The sequence below is a fragment of the Marinovum sp. genome, from assembly GCF_048263515.1.
Lineage (GTDB): Bacteria > Pseudomonadota > Alphaproteobacteria > Rhodobacterales > Rhodobacteraceae > Marinovum.
The window spans coordinates 1-16938 of record NZ_JBLXEC010000016.1 but is presented as its reverse complement, the minus strand read 5'-3'; the positions used below and the strand labels follow the sequence as shown (position 1 = coordinate 16938).

General features: G+C 64.3%; 14 protein-coding genes and 2 pseudogenes. 6 read left to right on the top strand and 10 right to left on the bottom strand.

The genetic code is table 11. The annotated features are described in order from the left end of the window. Positions 1 to 99: 99 nt before the first annotated feature. The 3 genes from ACN0SE_RS14545 (at position 100) to ACN0SE_RS14535 (ending at position 4049) form a co-directional block, all read left to right on the top strand. Positions 100 to 1209 carry a TRAP transporter substrate-binding protein gene (locus tag ACN0SE_RS14545; protein WP_417525255.1) on the top strand — a complete coding sequence of 370 codons (1110 nt, stop codon included), beginning with the start codon at positions 100 to 102 and terminating at the stop codon, positions 1207 to 1209. Between the two features lie 84 nt (positions 1210 to 1293). Continuing rightward, positions 1294 to 3612 (top strand): TRAP transporter large permease subunit, encoded by a 2319-nt coding sequence (locus ACN0SE_RS14540; RefSeq protein ID WP_417525254.1) that lies wholly within the window; start codon positions 1294 to 1296, stop codon positions 3610 to 3612. Between the two features lie 26 nt (positions 3613 to 3638). Then, positions 3639 to 4049: a universal stress protein gene (locus tag ACN0SE_RS14535; RefSeq protein WP_417525253.1), complete on the top strand. Its 411-nt coding sequence runs from the start codon at positions 3639 to 3641 to the stop codon at positions 4047 to 4049. Between the two features lie 4 nt (positions 4050 to 4053). Here the strand turns inward: ACN0SE_RS14535 and ACN0SE_RS14530 are convergent, their stop codons facing one another. From ACN0SE_RS14530 to ACN0SE_RS14500, 7 genes and pseudogenes are all read right to left on the bottom strand, one after another. Further along, positions 4054 to 4971, bottom strand: a complete 918-nt coding sequence (locus tag ACN0SE_RS14530; RefSeq protein ID WP_417525252.1) for a nitrilase-related carbon-nitrogen hydrolase — start codon at positions 4969 to 4971, stop codon at positions 4054 to 4056. 155 nt (positions 4972 to 5126) lie between these two features. Next, positions 5127 to 7190: an NAD(+) synthase gene (locus ACN0SE_RS14525; protein ID WP_417525251.1), complete on the bottom strand. Its 2064-nt coding sequence runs from the start codon at positions 7188 to 7190 to the stop codon at positions 5127 to 5129. Further along, positions 7187 to 7684 carry a CinA family protein gene (locus ACN0SE_RS14520; protein ID WP_417525250.1) on the bottom strand — a complete coding sequence of 166 codons (498 nt, stop codon included), beginning with the start codon at positions 7682 to 7684 and terminating at the stop codon, positions 7187 to 7189. Before ACN0SE_RS14520 ends, ACN0SE_RS14525 begins: the two co-directional genes overlap by 4 nt. A gap of 31 nt (positions 7685 to 7715) precedes the next feature. After that, positions 7716 to 8687: pseudogene (locus tag ACN0SE_RS14515) on the bottom strand (SulP family inorganic anion transporter); the annotation flags it as partial. Beyond that, positions 8660 to 8832: pseudogene (locus tag ACN0SE_RS14510) on the bottom strand (IS256 family transposase); the annotation flags it as partial. The pseudogenes ACN0SE_RS14515 and ACN0SE_RS14510, both read right to left, overlap by 28 nt. 152 nt (positions 8833 to 8984) lie before the next feature. Continuing rightward, positions 8985 to 9806, bottom strand: coding sequence for a DUF481 domain-containing protein (locus tag ACN0SE_RS14505; protein ID WP_417525249.1), 822 nt, complete (start codon positions 9804 to 9806; stop codon positions 8985 to 8987). A 134-nt stretch (positions 9807 to 9940) separates the two neighbouring features. Next, entirely contained in the window at positions 9941 to 10876 is a 936-nt protein-coding gene (locus ACN0SE_RS14500) for a LysR family transcriptional regulator (RefSeq protein WP_417525248.1), read from the bottom strand. Positions 10877 to 11034: 158 nt separating this feature from the next. Between ACN0SE_RS14500 and ACN0SE_RS14495 the strand changes: the two genes are divergently transcribed. Next, the gene (locus tag ACN0SE_RS14495) at positions 11035 to 11316 is read left to right on the top strand and encodes a hypothetical protein (protein WP_417525247.1); all 282 of its coding nucleotides are present in this window, start codon (positions 11035 to 11037) and stop codon (positions 11314 to 11316) included. Between the two features lie 96 nt (positions 11317 to 11412). Next, positions 11413 to 12567, top strand: coding sequence for an amidohydrolase (locus ACN0SE_RS14490; RefSeq protein WP_417525246.1), 1155 nt, complete (start codon positions 11413 to 11415; stop codon positions 12565 to 12567). A 59-nt stretch (positions 12568 to 12626) separates the two neighbouring features. Here the strand turns inward: ACN0SE_RS14490 and ACN0SE_RS14485 are convergent, their stop codons facing one another. The 3 genes from ACN0SE_RS14485 to ACN0SE_RS14475 all read right to left on the bottom strand — a co-directional run bounded on the left by ACN0SE_RS14485 (position 12627) and on the right by ACN0SE_RS14475 (position 15656). Further along, on the bottom strand, positions 12627 to 14183 hold the full coding sequence (locus tag ACN0SE_RS14485) for an alanine/glycine:cation symporter family protein (protein WP_417525245.1): 1557 nt from the start codon (positions 14181 to 14183) through the stop codon (positions 12627 to 12629). A 12-nt stretch (positions 14184 to 14195) separates the two neighbouring features. Next, a complete protein-coding gene (locus tag ACN0SE_RS14480; RefSeq protein WP_417525244.1) occupies positions 14196 to 14627 on the bottom strand; it encodes a universal stress protein in 432 nt (143 codons plus the stop codon). Positions 14628 to 14759: 132 nt separating this feature from the next. Beyond that, positions 14760 to 15656, bottom strand: a complete 897-nt coding sequence (locus tag ACN0SE_RS14475; RefSeq protein WP_417525243.1) for a LysR family transcriptional regulator — start codon at positions 15654 to 15656, stop codon at positions 14760 to 14762. A gap of 102 nt (positions 15657 to 15758) precedes the next feature. Between ACN0SE_RS14475 and ACN0SE_RS14470 the strand changes: the two genes are divergently transcribed. Continuing rightward, complete coding sequence (locus ACN0SE_RS14470; RefSeq protein ID WP_417525242.1) at positions 15759 to 16256, top strand: lactoylglutathione lyase family protein; 498 nt, start codon at positions 15759 to 15761, stop codon at positions 16254 to 16256. The last annotated feature ends 682 nt before the right edge of the window (positions 16257 to 16938 follow it).

The window sequence follows — 16938 nt, the reverse complement described above, 5'->3', positions numbered from 1 at the left end:
CGGCGGCCCGTTCAGGGAGGGGGGCCGCCGAAACGACCAGGGGACCGGACCCGTGCCTTCGCCGCCGGCCCGATAACAAAAGCAGAAGGCAAACGCATCATGGGAGGAAAATTGATGTTCAACCTCAAGACTTTGACAACCGGGGTCGCGGCCCTTGCCCTGACCGCCTCGGCGGCGCTGGCCGAAACCGTGATCCGCGTGCAATCGGTGATCCCGGCGCAGGCCGACGAAGTGCACATGCTCGAGGATTTTGCCGCCGACGTGGCGGCGCTGACCGGCGGATCGCTCAAGATCGAAGTGCTGCCGGCCGGGGCTGTCGTGGGCGTGCGCGAAACGCTTGATGCGGTGGACAGCGGTCTGATCGAGGGCGGCTTTGCCTGGACGCACTACTGGTCGGGCAAGCACCCGGCGGCGATGCTCTTTGGCTCGCCCGTGGCGGGCGCCGGTGTCGGCATCGACAATATCGCCTTCGTGTCGTGGTTCCAGTACGGCGGCGGCAAGGAGCTCTACGACCAGCTCTGGGACGAGATGGGCATGAACGTCAAAGGCTTCATGCTGCAGCCGGTCGGCCCCGAGGCGCTGGGATGGTTCAAGGAACCGATCGAGAGCATGGCCGATTTCCGCAAGTACCGCTTCCGCACGCCTCCGGGCATTCCCGGCCAGACCTACAAGGATATCGGCGTGGCCTCGGTTGCCATGGGCGGCGGTGACATCCTGCCGGCGCTGGAGAAAGGCACGATCGACGCCGCCGAATGGTGCTGCCCCAAGCCCGACTCGGTCTTCGGCTTTCAGAAGGTGCTGAAGCACTACTACCTGCAGGGCCTGCACCAGGTCGTCGTGAACGCCGACCTCTACATCAACGGCGATGTCTACGAGGGGCTGACCGATCTCGAGAAGAAGGCGCTGGAAGTGGCGGCCAATGCCTCGCTGTCCAAGTCGATGTCCTATCGCATCTACGAAAACGGCAAGGCGCTGAAGGACCTGACCGAGAACCACGGCGTCATCCTGCATGACACCCCGGCGGATTACTTCACCGAGTACATGGCCGCCGCCAAGGCCGCGCTCGAGACCAATGCCGCCGAGAACGAGTTCTTTGCCGAGGTCTGGCAGAGCCAGAAGGACTTTGCCGAAGTAGCGGTGCCGTTCTGGGCCGGGGCGCAGACCTCGAACGCCAACCTGGGCCGGGCCTTCGCGGATACGCTGAAGTAGGCGCAACAGCCTGGAAAGCCCCGGCGCGTCCGGGGCTTTTCCACTGACGACATTCAACAAGAAGAACGACAGGGACGGGTGGCAATGGCCGAAGAGGTAATCCCCGAAGAGCTCGACATCACCGACGAGCTTATCGCCGAGCGGCGCGCTGAAGAGCCGGGGCAGACGCCGGAGGACATGACCGCCTGGCAGAGGCCGATCACCGCCACCATCGACGTGATCAACCTCTGGGCCGGGCGGATCATCTGCCTGCTGATGATCCCGCTGATCCTGGCCATCGTCTACGAAGTCTTTTCGCGCAACATGTTTGCCGTCCTGACCCAGAACGGCATGAACGACGTGGCCATCGCCTGGGGCTTCGGCCCGACGCTCTGGGTCTATGACATCGCCCGGATGCTGGGCGGCGTGCTCTTCATGGCGGCGGCCGGCTATGCGCTGATGCGCGGCGTGCACATCCGCGCCGATTTCCTTTATCGCAACTGGTCGGACAAGACGCAGGCCACCGTCGACGCGGTGCTTTACCTCGCCTTCTACATCCCGGCGATGCTGTTCTTCACCTGGGTCTCGTCGGAATACTGGCTCAAGTCCTTTGTTTCCGGCGAACAGGCCAGCGACAGCACCTGGGCGCCGGTGCTCTGGCCGGCGCGGCTGGCGATGCCGGTGGGCGCGCTGCTGTTGCTGCTGCAAGGATTCCCCGAACTGTTCCGCGCCTTCCACAAGATGGGCAAGGAGCGCGAGGCGCGGTTCCTGAAGATCCTGCCGTTCTATGCGGTGGGTCTGCTCATCGTCACCGGGGGCGTGTTCTTTCCCGATGTCGTGCCACTTGCCGATTGGTGGACAGCTGCCTTTGGCCGCGATGGACTTCTGGATGTCGACAAGCCGATCATCGGGCTGATCATGCTGGCGGTGATGCTCTTTGCCATCTTCGTGGGCTTTCCGATCTCCTTTACCCTGATCTTTTTGGGTTTCGTTTTCGGCACCTGGGGTGCGAATTTCAAGCTCGCCACCTTCCTGATGACGCTGCAGACCAACTCAGTCATGCTGTCCGATCAACTGGTGGCGGTGCCGCTCTTCATCTTCATGGGCATCGTGATGGAGAAGGCCGGGCTGATGGAGCGGCTGTTCCAGGCGGTGCAGATGATGATGAGCCGGACGCGCGGGGCGCTGTTCATCGCGGTGCTCTTTGTCTCGACGATCTTTGCCGCCGCGACCGGCATCGTCGGCGCTTCGGTCACCATTCTGGGCATCATGGCGGCGCGCACGATGAACAAGTCGGGTTATGACGTGCGGCTGGCCGCCGGCACGATCACCGCAGGCGGCACGCTGGGCATCCTGATCCCGCCGTCGATCATGCTGATCGTCATGGGGCCGGTGCTCGAGGTGCCGGTGACCGACCTGTTCCGCGCAGCGATCATTCCCGGGGTGATGCTGGCCGGGCTCTACCTGCTCTATGCTCTGGGGCGCTGCTGGCTCAACCCCAGTCTCGGGCCGATCCTGCCGCCGGAGGACCAGCCGGAGACCTCGAGATTCTACCTGCTGGAAGTCATCCTCGTCATGGCCTCGCTGATCGTGCTGATGTGGCTGATAACGAAAGGCATCACCACCGGCTTCGGCTTTTTCTTCGGCGCGCTGATTGTGCCGCTGGCCTGGATCGGTTTGATGTATGTCGTCTACACCTGGCTGCACCGGACCAAGCCCGGCGGCTTCTACTTCTCGGACCTCTGGTACGAGTTCTTCATGGGGCTGGTGCCGCCGACGGTACTGATCGCCTTTGCCCTGGGCTCGATCCTCGCGGGCTGGGCCACCCCGGCCGAGGCCTCGGCCTGCGGCGCATTCGGCGCGGTGCTCTTGTCGATGCTCTATCGCAAGTTCACTATCCCGGGCCTTTACGACGCGCTGATCAAGAGCCTCGAGATTACCGTGTTGATCATGTTCCTGGTGGCGGCGTCGAACTTCTTCGGCGCGGTCTTCTCGAACCTCGGCACGCCGAAGATGCTGACCGAACTGCTTCTGGCGCTCGACATGCCGCCGGTGCTGATCCTGATGCTGATCATGGCGCTGATCTTCCTCTTGGGTTGGCCGCTGGAATGGGTGCCGATCGTGCTGATCATCGTGCCGATCCTGATCCCCACGGTGATCTCGCTCGACCTCGGCTTCGAGAACCAGAACGACCTGCTGATCTGGTTCGCGATCCTGGTGGCGGTCAACCTGCAGACCGCCTGGCTCAGTCCGCCGGTGGCGCTTTCGGCTTACTTCCTCAAGGGGGTGGTGCCAGAATGGGATCTGCGCGACATCTATCTCGGGATGATGCAATTCATGGTGATCCAGCTGATCGGCTTGATCCTGATCTTCATCTTCCCGCAGATCGCGCTCTGGCTGCCGAATTACATCTACGGCAACTGACCCCCGACGGCGCAAAGGAGAGTTCGATGTACTACAAGATCCTCGTGGCCATGGCGCTCGATCACGGCATCTCGCCGCAGATGCTCGAAATCGCCCAGGCGCTGTGCAACCCGGGTGCCGAGATCGTGGCGATCCACGTTTTCGAGGCGCCGCCTTCGTCGGTCAGCGCCTATCTCGGCGAGAACGCGGTGCGCGAAGGCTTCGAGAGGGCGCGGCGGCTGCTGGTCGAGAAGACCGCGCATATCGAGGGCATCAGCGCCAAGATCGTGCGCGGCCATACTTATCGGACGCTGATCGACTATGCCGACGAACATGCCATCGACTGCATCGTCATCGGCTCTCACAAGCCGGATTTCAGCGACTTCCTGCTTGGCTCGACCGCCGCGCGGGTGGTGCGACACGCGCCCTGTGCGGTGCATGTCTTCCGCAGCAGCTGAGCGCTCAGGCCGGGTCGTTGACCGTGAGATGCCCGGCATCCCATTGCGCCGGGCAGACCTCGGCCTCGGCATGGCCGTTGCGCAGCCGGCGGACGGCACCAACGGGGATGTCAGCGGCCATCAGCACGTGGTCGGTCATCATCGCCGCCGTCTGCGGCGCCAGCGTTGCGTGGCAGCCATCGAGCGAGACATTCACGTCGCAGGGCAGAAAGACGCTCGCCCCGCCGACGCCGGTATCGGTCACGGGCTGGCCAAAGGGCACACCGACCGCACCCAGCACGCAGACCACGGTCTGCAGCTCGATCGCGCGGGCGCGGGCGCAGCCGAAGACGCGGTTGTAGCCGGTGATCATGTCAGTCTTGGCCGGAACAATGATCACGTCGAGATCAAGCGCCCCCAGCCGCGACCAGAGGTCGGTGAACTCGCTGTCGAGGCAGATGATCATCGCCAGCCGCAGCCCGTTCCATTCGATCACGTTGATGCTGTCGCCATGCACGGTGACACCGCCGGCGCCCTGGGCCTCGAGCGGTGTGAGGCTGAGCTTGTCCTGGCTGTGGCGCGCGCCGTCCGGCGTCAGCAGCCAGGCGCGGTTGAGATAGGTCGGCACGCCGTCCTTGTTGCCGGCGGCAAAGGGGATGGTGCCGGGCAGGATCGAAATGCCATGCCGCGTGGTCATCTCGGCAATGGCATCCAGCGCGTGCTCGCCGCACTCGTAAAGCCAGCCGAGGGTGTTTTCCTTGGGCATGTCCAAGGGCGCGAATGTCAGCCATTGCGCGCAGGCAAACTCGGGCAGCACCAGCATCTGCGCACCAAGGGCGGCGGTCTGCGCCGCGCGGGCGTCCAACTGGGCAAGCCAGGTCTGCAGGTCGGGCACCCCGGGCTCGAGATTGGCGGCCCAAAGGTCGATTGAAACGTGTTCCACTGGCATATCCTGATGAGATCAACTCACCGCAGGTAGCCCGGCGCGGGGCAGGGGCAATGGCTGGTCACCGTGGCTGACACGGAAAGAACGCTGCGTCTCGGCGGTGACGCCGGGCCGCCAGTGATGCGCACGACGCTATGCTCTGGCGGGAAGCCTCAGATCTCCGGCCAGGTCTCCGGCACATTGTCCCGCAGTTCTTTAAGCCAGGGCGTCGCCACGCTGTCTGACGGCGCGCGCCAGTCACCGCGCGGGCTAAGCGCGCCGCCGGGGCTGACCTTGGGGCCGTTGGGCAGGGCCGAGCGCTTGAACTGGCTGGTGGCGAAGAAGCGGAACAGGAACTTCTCCAGCCAATGTCGGATGGTCTCGAGGTCATAGGCATTGCGCTTGGCCTCGGGGAAACCTTCGGGCCAGCGCCCCTCGGAGACGTCATGCCAGGCGTGCCAGGCGAGGAAGGCCACCTTCGACGGCGCATGCCCGTAACGCATGGTGTGATAGAGGAAGAAATCGTTCAACTCGTAAGGCCCGATCATCGACTCCGTGCTCTGGATTTCCTCGTCCTCGCCGGCGGGCACCAGTTCCGGCGAAATCTCGGTCTCGAGGATCGCCTCCAGCACCCGGTCGGTCTCGGCATCGAACTGGCCGGTGCGGGTGGTCCAGCGGATCAGGTATTGGATCAGCGTCTTGGGAACGCCGGCGTTGACCGCGTAATGGCTCATCTGGTCGCCGACGCCATAGGTGCACCAACCCAGCGCCAGCTCGCTCAGGTCGCCGGTGCCGATGACAAACCCCTGCCGCTGGTTGGCCAGCCGAAACAGGTAATCGGTGCGCAGCCCCGCCTGAACGTTTTCGAAAGTGATATCATAGACCGGCTCACCGTCGGAAAACGGGTGGCCCATGTCGGACAGCATCTGCCGGGCGGCGGGGCGAATGTCGATCTCGTCAGCCGAGACCCCCATGGCGCGCATCAGCTTCCAGGCGTTGTCCTTGGTGTGATCCGAGGTGGCGAAGCCCGGCATGGTAAAGGCCAGGATCCGCTCGCGCGGCAGGCCCATGCGGTCGCAGGCCTTGGCCGCAACGATCAGCGCATGGGTGGAATCGAGCCCGCCGGAGATGCCGATCACCATGGTCTTGCCATGGGTGGCCTCGAAGCGGCGGCGCAGGCCTTCGACCTGGATATTGAAGGCCTCGTAGCAATCCTGATCGAGATGGCTTTCCCGGTTGGGCACATAAGGAAAGCGCCGCAAGGGCCTGATCAACCCGGCGTTTTCGTGATGAGGTAGGTGGTCGAAGCGGATCTGGCGGAACTCCGGCGCATGGTGGCGGGCAGCGTCGTTGAAGCTGCCGGTGCGCATCCGCTCGGACCGGATGCGGCCAGCGTCGACATCGGCCAGCGTCAGCTCGGGCTCGGTCGGAAAGCGGGTGGATTCGGCCAGCAGATCGCCCAGCTCGTAGATCATCCCCTGACCGTCCCAGGCCAGGTCTGTGGTGCTCTCGCCCGGGCCGGCGGCGGAATAGACATAGGCCGCAAAGCCGCGCATCGACTGCGACTGGCAGAGCGAGTGCCGGTCGGTCGACTTGCCGATCACGATGTTCGACGCCGAGAGGTTGGCGAGGATCAGCGCCCCGGCCATGGCGGCATTCGACGAGGGCGGGGCGGGCGTCCAGAGGTCTTCGCAAATCTCGGCGTGAAAGATCAACCCGGGCAGGTCGCTTGCCTCGAAGATCAGGTCGTCGCCAAAGGGCACGCGCGCGCCAGCGACGGTGATCTCGCCACGGATGCCCCGGCCATGGGCAAACCAGCGCTTTTCATAGAACTCGCGGTAATTCGGCAGATAGGACTTCGGCACCACCCCCAGCACCTTGCCGCGCGAAATCACCACCGCGCAATTGTAGAGCCGCGCCTCGTGGCGCAGCGGCGCACCGACCAGGATCACCGGGCTCAGCTCCGCGCTCGCCTCGGTCACCCGGGCCACCGCCGCCTCGACCTCGGCCAGCAGCGCCTCCTGCATGTGCAGGTCGTCGATGGCGTATGACGACAGGCACAGCTCGGGGCAGACCAGCAGGTCGGCGCGGGCGCGGTCGGCGGCGCGGGCCTCCTCGATCACGCTCTCGCAGTTGAAGGCGACATCGGCGGGCCTGACCCGCGGTGTGCAGGTGGCCACACGGATGAAACCGTGGCGGTGAAAGGCGGCAAAGGCGGCGGCGTTGTCTTGGGTCATGGGAAAGAGCTTTCGAGCATTTCCAACACGGTTTCAAGGCATCTGTGCCGGATCGCATCGCGGCCGATGGCGCCGAAGGCCTCTTCCCTGTGCTCGGTCGCCACGCCACTGCGGGCGAGGGCGAAATGCACATGGCCTTCGGTGCCCTCGTCCCCCGCCGGCCCGGCGAAGCCGGTGACCGAGACCGCCAGATCGGCCTGGGAGCGCGCGAGCGCCCCCTCGGCCATTGCCACCGCGGCCTCTCTTGACACTGCGCGGCATGTGTCGAGCACCTCCGCCGGCACCCCCAGCATCTCGTGCTTGGCTTCGGCGCTGTAGACCACAAGGCCCCGCTCGAAGGCATGCGAGCAGCCCTCGATATCGGTGAAAAGCGCGGCGACCAGCCCGCCGGTGCAGCTTTCTGCCGTGCTCAGGCGCAGCTCTTCGTCACAGACCCGCTCCAGCACCCGCCGCGCCCTTCGGGCCACCGGGGTCGGGATCATCGCGTCACTCATGAAGCACCCTCCTTGATGCTGGGTCTGCACCTCAGACGGCCTTTTGTTCATAGGTAACGCGGTCCCGCAGCGGTGCCAGAGCCTCGTCGACCGTGGCGGCATGGTGGACCACCGGCGGCTGCAAGCCGTGGGTTGTGAATATTCGCTGCGTGTCGCGGGTCGCCCCTGTGAGCCAGAGCGCGACACCCTGCGTCTGCGCCTTGTGAGCCAGACCCTCGATCATGTTGGCACCGGTGGAATCGAGGAAGGGGACAGAGGTGAAATCGACGATCAGCGCCTTGTGGGTGTCATGGATGCGGTCGAGCACAGAGCCGATCGAGGCCGTGGCGCCGAAGAACAGCACGCCGGTGATCCGGTAGATGATCACGTCCGGGTCGGCGGCCTGCTGTTCATGGTATTCGCCCCGCGGATGGGCGGTGTCGGCCTCGTCGCGACCGACAAAGGCCTTGTCGGTTGCAACATCGGTTGTCCGGCTCATGCGGTGAATGAACAGGACCGACCCGAGTGCGAAGCCCACGACGATGGCCTCGGTCAGATCGCGGAAGATGGTCAGGAAGAACGTGGCGCCCAACACCGTCGCCTCGCCCCAGCCCGAGCGAAGGAGGATGGCGATGGCCGGTTTCTCGATCATGTTCCATGCCACGACGGCCAGAACGCCTGCGAGTGCCGCCAGCGGGATGTAGGACGCGAGTGGGGCGGCGAAGAGCATGAACAAAAGCAGAAACGCGGCGTGCAGCATCCCCGCAACCGGGCCATGCGCACCGGCCCGCACATTGGTCGCGGTGCGCGCGATGGTGCCGGTCACGCAAAAGCCGCCAAAGAGCGACGATCCGACATTGGCCACCCCCTGTGCCACCAGTTCGCAATTCGAGCGGTGTCGGCGGCCGGTCATGCCGTCAGCGACGACGGCGGACAGAAGCGACTCGATGGCGCCCAGCAAGGTGAATGAGATGGCGGCTGGAAGGACTGCGACGATGCTGTCGATCGAGAGCGAGGGTAGCGAAGCCGACCGAGAAAGCTGTCCAGTTCCTCTTCAAATAAAGCTTCGATGGTCGCGCGCACGTTGCACGAAGCCGCTCCTCAATCGGGTCGAACGCGGCCTCTCCGGCCAGTAGCGCGGAGCTCGCGGTGTCGGTAATCTGGTTCATGGCGTGATCTCCCTGGCGGTTGCAGCCGCCGGTTGGGTGGGTGTCAGTTCACCCGGAAATTACGCCACCCTCGAATTTCCACCACTTCTGAGACACGACCTAAAAGGGGGCGGAAAGACCGCCCCCAAGGTGATGAGGGAAAAGGCAGATCGTCAGAAGCCGTAGACCAGCGACACGCCGAGCGTGTTGTCGGACTTCTCGAAGCCGGCTTGCGGGTCGCTGTCCCACTCGGTGCGATAGGACACGCGGGTCGAGAGGTTGTTCGACACCTTGAAGTTGGCGCCGAGGTCGTTCGACACGACGGTGTCCTCTTTCGAGAAGATCACGTCGGTGTCCATCGAGACAGAGACGGTGTCGGTCAGACCGTAGAAGTAACGCGACGAGGTGATGCCGGCGACTTCGGTCTCGTTGTCACCCGACTGCTCTTCGATGTAGCGGATGCCGGGGCCGGCCTGGATGCGCCAGGTCTGGTTCGGCTGGTTGATCACGCGGTAACCCGGGCCGAAGCCGAGGAAGCCGTCGATCTTGTTCGCATCGAAGTTGTCGTAGCGGGCCGAGGCCAGGCCGAAGACGTAGAAGTTCTCGGTCAGGTACCGGTTTGCGTCATAGGTCGCGTAGTATTCTTCCTTGTTGCGCACGTCGTTGTCTTCGGCAAACTCGGCCGCGAAACCGATGGTGTGGTTCCAGGGGCCCGAGCCGTAGCGGAAACGACCGGCCATATCGAGATCGGTGGTGTCGGTGTTGCCCGAGGTGGCCGAGAAGCCCAGAGCGAAGCTGCCGGTCCAGCCTTGAGCGTACTGGTTGCTCATGCGGTCACGGACATTGGCGTTCGACAGGTCGTCGGAGACGTCTTCCTGAATGTCGTCGATCCGGTCGTCCAGCGCATCGACGCCGACAAGGGCACCCTGTGCGAAGACGGGCGATGCGATCAGAAGCGCCAGAACCGAAGCGGTCAGAGCATTGCGTGTTTTCATGGGTCTATCCTTCCCAGATGAGGTGTGACCCGGCCCGAAGTGGGCGGGAGCATTCCTGCTGTGACTGGAGATAGAGGGGATTATGACCCAAGAAAAATTAATTATAATCGTCGATGGAGTGAGTACTGCTCATGTCAGGCGGGATCTTCAGAAGATCCAAGCGTTTCAACGGTTTCGCCGGTGCTGATCTCGGCCAGCTCGGCGATGACCGCCGATTGATCCTCGTCGATCTGTGACTGAATAGTCACAAGCGTGGCCTCGGCCACCTCTCTGACGTCCGGATCAAGGTCTTCGCGCCAGATCGACCAGACCGGATAGGGGAAGACCGGGGCATCCGGCACGAGGAACAATTCGCCCGCGTCGAGATAGCGCTTGATGTAGCGCGCCGGCAGATAGGCGGCGGCGCGGCGCGACACCACGTAATCGGCGACCATGGCGCCCAGCGACATGGTGAGCCCGGGGTTGGTGAGGTTCGGCAGCTCCAGCGCATGGGCATGCACGAACTCCGGCCCCCAGTCGACAAAGAGATAGGCATCGCCGATCTCGTCCAGGCTCGCATCCCAGGACGCCGCCAGCACCAGCTCTTCGTCCAGCACCTTCGACGCGATCAGCCCGGGCCGCAGCTGCGGCGTGTAGATCAGCCCGATCTGCACGATGCCCTCGATAAGGAATCGGGTCAGACGCTCCGGCATGCCCAGCTCGGCGCGGATGTTGAGCGTCGGCATCCGGCTCTGCATCAGGTCGATCCAGCGAAACCCCAGCCGCGGCCAGAGCGAATATTGCGCGCCGATGCTGAGCGACTTGGTATAGCCCTCGGGCACGCCGATCTGCTGGCGGGCCTCTTCCCAGATCTTGATGAGCGACAGGGCGTAGCGCTCGAATTCCCGCCCTGCCGCCGTCAGTTCGGCCCCGGCTTTGGAGCGGGTAAAGAGCGGCTTGCCCAGATCGGCCTCCAGCCGTGCCACCCGCAGGCTGACCGCCGACTGGGTGACGAACAGCCGTTCGCTGGCATTCACGAAGGACCCGGTGGCCGCGACTTCGAGGAAGGTTCGGATGAGGGCAATGTCCACGGTGATGTATCCATGAGTAATTCTGCGATGAAAGGGTAGTTTAATTCGCTTTTCTGCGCTTGTCTCTTGGGCGTAGGTGAGAGGCGGTCTTTTATGCGCCCGGCAGCGATACAGGCCACCCGTGCTGCGGGCCGAACCCCTCGTCAGAAAGGAACCAGATGGCCCAACTCGTAACCCCCGTGACGCCTGAGCTTCTCAGGCGGCTGGAACTGCATGGCGCGGCCGGTGCCGCGCTGATCAGCCAGCTTGCCGAGGCCGAGCAACTGATTGCGCAATCCAACGCCGTCAGCGGTTTCGCCCATCCCGCCCGCCGCCAGAAGGCGCGGCAACTGGCCGCCGAGGGCAGGCAGCTGCTGGCCAGCGCACTGGCCGAGGCGCAGCAGCTTCTCGACAGTGAGCCCGCGCCAAGCGGCGCATCGGCGCCGGAGGTCAGGCTCTAGCGGTCCCGGCACAGGGGCGCAGGCCGCTTGGCTCTGGCGCCCTTGTCTGATTTACCTTCGGTCCGAAACACCAGGCAGGGCAGGGGTGCAGGGAGCATGCTGACAAATCTCGACGTGACCGAACTCACCGCGTTTCGCCGCGAGCTTCACCGCAAGCCGGAGCTCTCCGGCGAAGAGGTCGAAACCGCGAGGACCATCGCCAGCGCGCTCGGGGCGTTGAACCCCAGCCGCATCCTGACCGGCCTCGGCGGCCATGGCGTGGCGGCGGTCTTTGACAGCGGCACCCCGGGCCCGACGGTGCTGTTCCGCGCCGAGCTGGACGCGCTGCCGATCGCCGAGCGCAACGACATCGACTGGGTCTCGCAGCATCCCGGCAAGAGCCATGTCTGCGGTCATGACGGTCACATGACCATGCTGCTGGCGCTGGGGCGGATGATCTCGCGCCGGCCGGTGGCCAAGGGACGCGTGGTGCTGATGTTCCAGCCCGCCGAGGAAGACGGCAGCGGCGCCAAGGCGGTGGTGGCCGATCCGGCGTTCGCCGGGATCCAGCCCGACTGGGCCTTTGCCATCCATATCGAGCCGGGGCGGCCCTTCGGCTATGTCTCGACCTGTCCCGGCCTGATCAACTGCGCCTCGCTGGGGTTGGGGATGACTTTTTCCGGCAAGACCGCCCATGCCGCAGATCCTGAGGACGGTCTCTCGCCGGCCCGCACCATAGCCGCGCTCATCCCGGCGCTCGAGGCGCCGGGGCAGGGCGGTGAACTGGACGACGATTTCCGGCTGGTCACCATCACCCATGTGCGGATCGGCGAGCCGTCCTTCGGCGTGGCCCCGGGCGAGGGCGAGGTCTATGCCACACTGCGCACCTCAGGCGATGCCGGGATGGAGGCGCTTGAAACGCAGGCGCGCGCCTTGGCCACCTCGCTGGCCGAAGAGGCCGGGCTTGGCGTGAGCTTCCAGGTCTGCGATCATTTCGCCGCCTCGATCAACCACCCCGAGGCCTATGAGGTTGCCGCAGCCGCGATGGAGGCGCTGAACGTGCCTTATGGCGATGCCGGCGTTCCGATGCGCGCCTCGGAGGATTTCGGTGTCTTCGGCTGGAACGCAAGGGCGGCGATGCTCTGTCTCGGGCCGGGCGAGGACTACGCCGCGCTGCACAACCCGGACTATGATTTCCCCGATGACTTGATCCCGGTGGGCAGCGCCATCTTCGAACGCATCGCCCGCGACCTGCTGGGCAGCGCGTCCTGAGGCACAGAAAAAGGGCCGCTCCGTGAAGCGGCCCTTTCCATGTCAGATGTGTTCCGGCCTCAGGCCGAGAACTTCCTGATCTCGCCCGACTTCAGACGGCGGCTGTAGGAGTTCAGCTCCTTCCGCACCACTTTCATCAGGAAGTAGAGGCAGAAGATGTTGACCACCGCCATGGCAAAGATCGCCGCGTCAGAGAAGTCGATCACCGGGCCGAGGTTGGCCGCCGCGCCGATCACCACGAAGGCGCAGAAGATCAGCTTGAACACCAGCTCGGTCGTCTTGCCTTCGCCGAACAGGTAGGTCCAGGCCTTGAGCCCATAGTAGGACCAGGAGATCATCGTCGAGAAGGCAAAGAGGATCACCGCAACCGCCAGGACATAGGGGAACCAGCTGATCGCCGAGCCGAAGGCCGCCGAGGTCAGCGCAACCCCGGTGTTGCCGTCAACCGTCGCAATGGCGCTGCCGGCCTCGTCGAGCAGGTATCTGCCGGTCGCCTCGTCGAGGATCAGCTGCTGCGAGATGATGATCACCAGTGCGGTCATCGTGCAGATCACCACGGTGTCGATCAGCGGCTCCAGCAGCGAGACGAAACCCTCGGTGATCGGCTCCTTGGTGCGCACCGCCGAGTGGGCGATGGCCGCCGATCCGACGCCGGCCTCGTTGGAAAACGCCGCCCGCTTGAAGCCCTGGATCAGCGCGCCGACAAAGCCGCCCGCCACGCCCAGCCCGGTAAAGGCCCCGGCGAAGATCTGGCCAAAGGCCCAGCCGATCATGTCGTAGTTGACAGCCAGAACCACCAGCGCCGCGCCGACGTAGAGGATGCCCATGAAGGGCACGACCTTTTCGGTGACCCGGGCGATCGACTTGATGCCGCCGACGATCACCGCAAAGACCACGGCCGCGAACAACAGCCCGGTGATCCAGCCGGGATATTCGCCGGTGATCTGGGTGATCTGCGCATGCGCCTGGTTGGCCTGGAACATGTTGCCGCCACCCAGCGCGCCGAGGATGCAGAAGACCGAGAACAGCACCGCAAGGATCTTGCCCCCCGGCAGGCCCAGCTCGGTAAAGCCCTTGGAGATATAGTACATCGGGCCGCCAGAGACCGTGCCATCGGCGTATTCGTTGCGGTATTTCACGCCGAGCGTGCATTCGGTGAACTTCGACGCCATCCCCAGAAGACCGGCAAGGATCATCCAGAAGGTCGCGCCGGGCCCGCCGATGCCCACGGCCACGGCGACGCCGGCAATGTTGCCGAGACCGACGGTGCCCGACAGCGCGGTCGCCAGCGCCTGGAAGTGGCTGACCTCGCCCGCGTCATCGGGATCGGAATAGTCGCCTTTGACCAGGCTGATGGCATGGCCGAAGAAGCGGAACTGCACCGCCGCGAAATAGATGGTGAAGACCGTGGCGCCGATCACCAGCCACATGACGATCCAGGGAAACGACGTGCCGGGGATCGGCGCGAAGATGAAGCTGACAAAGGGGCCGGTGAACGCGGCGAAAGCCTCGTTCACGCGGGCATCGAGTGTCATCGGCGACTCCTGCGCCTGCGCCGGCAGGGCAAGGGCGAGACAGGCCGTCAGCGAAAAGATCAGTGAGAAAAGTTTCTGCATTGCGAACATTCCTTAAGGGACGACGGTGACAGGGACGCGGGCATCCATCACGAGGTTGGCAGTCGAGCTGCCGAACAGTCGCGTGGTCACCCCGCCGGCGCTGCTGCGTCCGACGATGATCTGGCTCGCGCCTTCCTTGTGCGCGATGCTGTCGATGGTATCGGCCACGTCGCCATGCCGCACGATCGCACGTGCCGTCAGCCCGGCCTCGGTCAGCCCTTGAACTGCCGGGTTGACCACCCGCTCCATCGCAAGCGAGATCTCTTCTTCCCGCCGTTTGTGCCGCTGCGCGTTCTCCTCTGCCGAGTGGAACGAGAACGGCGACCACTCGATCACGTAGACCACGATCAATTCGCAGCCCGTGGTCCTGGTCGCGAGGTCCCTGGCAAAGGCCAGGGCGTGTTCTCCCGAGGTGTGGCCATCCAGCCCGATCACCAGTTTCATCTATCTGCCTCCCGTTGCGTTTGAGATGGTTCAATCATTGTGAGACCTGCGTCGGCGCAATCGTCCCGGCCTTGAACCTGAGCGCAGGCTACAAGCTAAAGGTGCGACGGTCTACCGCAGCCTGAGCCGCTCTCAGCCCTGCCCAAGCTGCCGCGTCGCCCCGGCAATCAGGTCAGCAGCATGACGCAGGCGCGCCGACAGCGCGCGGCCGCGCCGGGTGACCAGCCAGAGCTCGTGCCAGCGACGATGGGCGAGGCGCGCGACCGAGAGATCGGCCTTGCCGGCAAAGGCCTCGACCCCGCTGCGCGGCAGAAGCGTGTAGCCGATCCCCTGCGCAACCGGCGCCGGGATCTGCCCGATCTGGTTGACGGTGCCGCGAATGCGTATCCGGTCGGCGCCGGGGTAGTCCTCGGGGAAGTTGATCCTGAGCAGGTCATCGGCGTAGCCGTAGCCGTCGGGATGCGCGATGAAGCCCCGCGCCTCGAGCTCGGCAAAAGTGACGGGGGCATCGGCCGCCCCGGCCGGCAGCACCAGGCACAGCTCCTCGCGCCCCAGCAGCCGGGCGTCGAGCCGCGCATGACCGGGGTCCGCCCCTAGTACGCCGAGATCGAAGCGCCCTTCGATCAGCCCCGCCAGAATCTTTGCCTGCGGTGCCGCCTCGAGATGCAGGGCAAGCCGCGGCGCCGCGTGCATCCAGGGCAGCAGCTTGGGATAGAGCAGCATGGCGAAGCTGCCCGAACAGGCGATCTGCACCGATCCCGCATCCCGGTCATCAACCTCGATCGCGTCGCGCAGGCGCCGCTCTTCGGCCCTGCGGGACAGGCCCAGCGCAAACAGCTCCTCGCCCGCCGGCGTGAGCGTGAAGCTCTTGCCCTGCCGGCTGATCAGCGGCTGGCCGATCTGCTGCTCGAGCTTCCTCAGATGCTGGCTCACGCCCGGTTGGGTCATGTTCAACCGCTCGGCCGCGCGGGTGAAATGCCCGACCTCGCAGAGGGTGGTGAAGGTCTCGAGCCAGGTCGCGTTCAGCATCTTTGATAACGATTCGTTTGGAATTTTATCTCGATTGATAATTTCACAGAACGGCCTGCCGGGTCCATATCCCTCTCATCAAACCTTCACAGGAGACATGAGATGACCCAGACCCCGCGCACCTTTTCCCACATCGGCCTGTCGGTCCCCGACCTCGAGGCGGCTGTGGCCTTCTACTCCGACGTGCTCGGCTTCTACGTCGTGATGGGCTCGTCAGAGGCGGTCGAGGACGACAGCGCCATCGGCCAGATGTGCACCGACGTCTTCGGCCCCGGCTGGGGCTGTCTGCGGATCGCGCATCTGTCGACCGCCGACGGCATCGGCATCGAGCTTTTCGAATTCCCCGGCAACTACGCCCCCGAGGAAAAGCTCGAACACAAGCGTCACGGCACCTTCCATTTCGCGGTGCAGGACCCGGATGTCGAAGGGCTGCTCGCGCGGATCGTCGCGGCCGGCGGGCGGCAACGGATGCCGGTCCGCGAGTACTACCCCGGCAAGAAGCCCTACCGCATGGTCTATGTCGAAGACCCGTTCGGCATCGTCTTCGAGCTTTACAGCCACAGCTACGAGCTCACCTATTCCGCAGGCGCCTACGAATGAGACTGCGCACCGGTCCTGCCTTTGGCGGGGCCGGTGCCTTTCGGTTCGGTTGGCGGGCGAGGAGAGAGGAGGGCGGTCCGAGGCCGAAGACGTCGGCATGGTTTGTTTGGCGCCACGGGGCACAAATTGCGAGAAACTGCGTGAAAGCCGTTCGGCGCAATGACGATGTTTGGGCAAAGGTGACAGCCCGTAGGGGTCTCAAATCCAATGGAAATCGTCTTGTTTTTAAGGGGTGAGGTGTACCACGAGTATGCTCAAGGCCTTCAATAGGATCAATGCCTTAGAATATTGGTGTCCCACGGGTTTTGAACCTAACGAAACCTGAAACGAACACACCTGAGCAGTCCAGAGACCGGACAGGCCATCTTCAAAGGATAGGGCGGACTGCATGCGCCGCCCTCTTGGTGGTCGGCCACACGAACGTGCTGACCTTCCGGTGGTTCTACGATGAAGTCAGTTGGCCAGGGCTGAAGGTATAGTGTTGGTCGTTCTGGCTTAGATGGGCGGTTGGACTAAGCCGCTCCGCGGCATTGGCGTTCTTGGCTGATTGCGTGAACCGCCCGTAACGATGCGCATTTTGCGATCTTCCTGACCTGCCTGACGATTAGGCTCAGGATGCATTGATTTCTATGGCGCAGCGTGATTCACGGTTCCGAAAAGGAGCGGTGACATGAGCGATCTC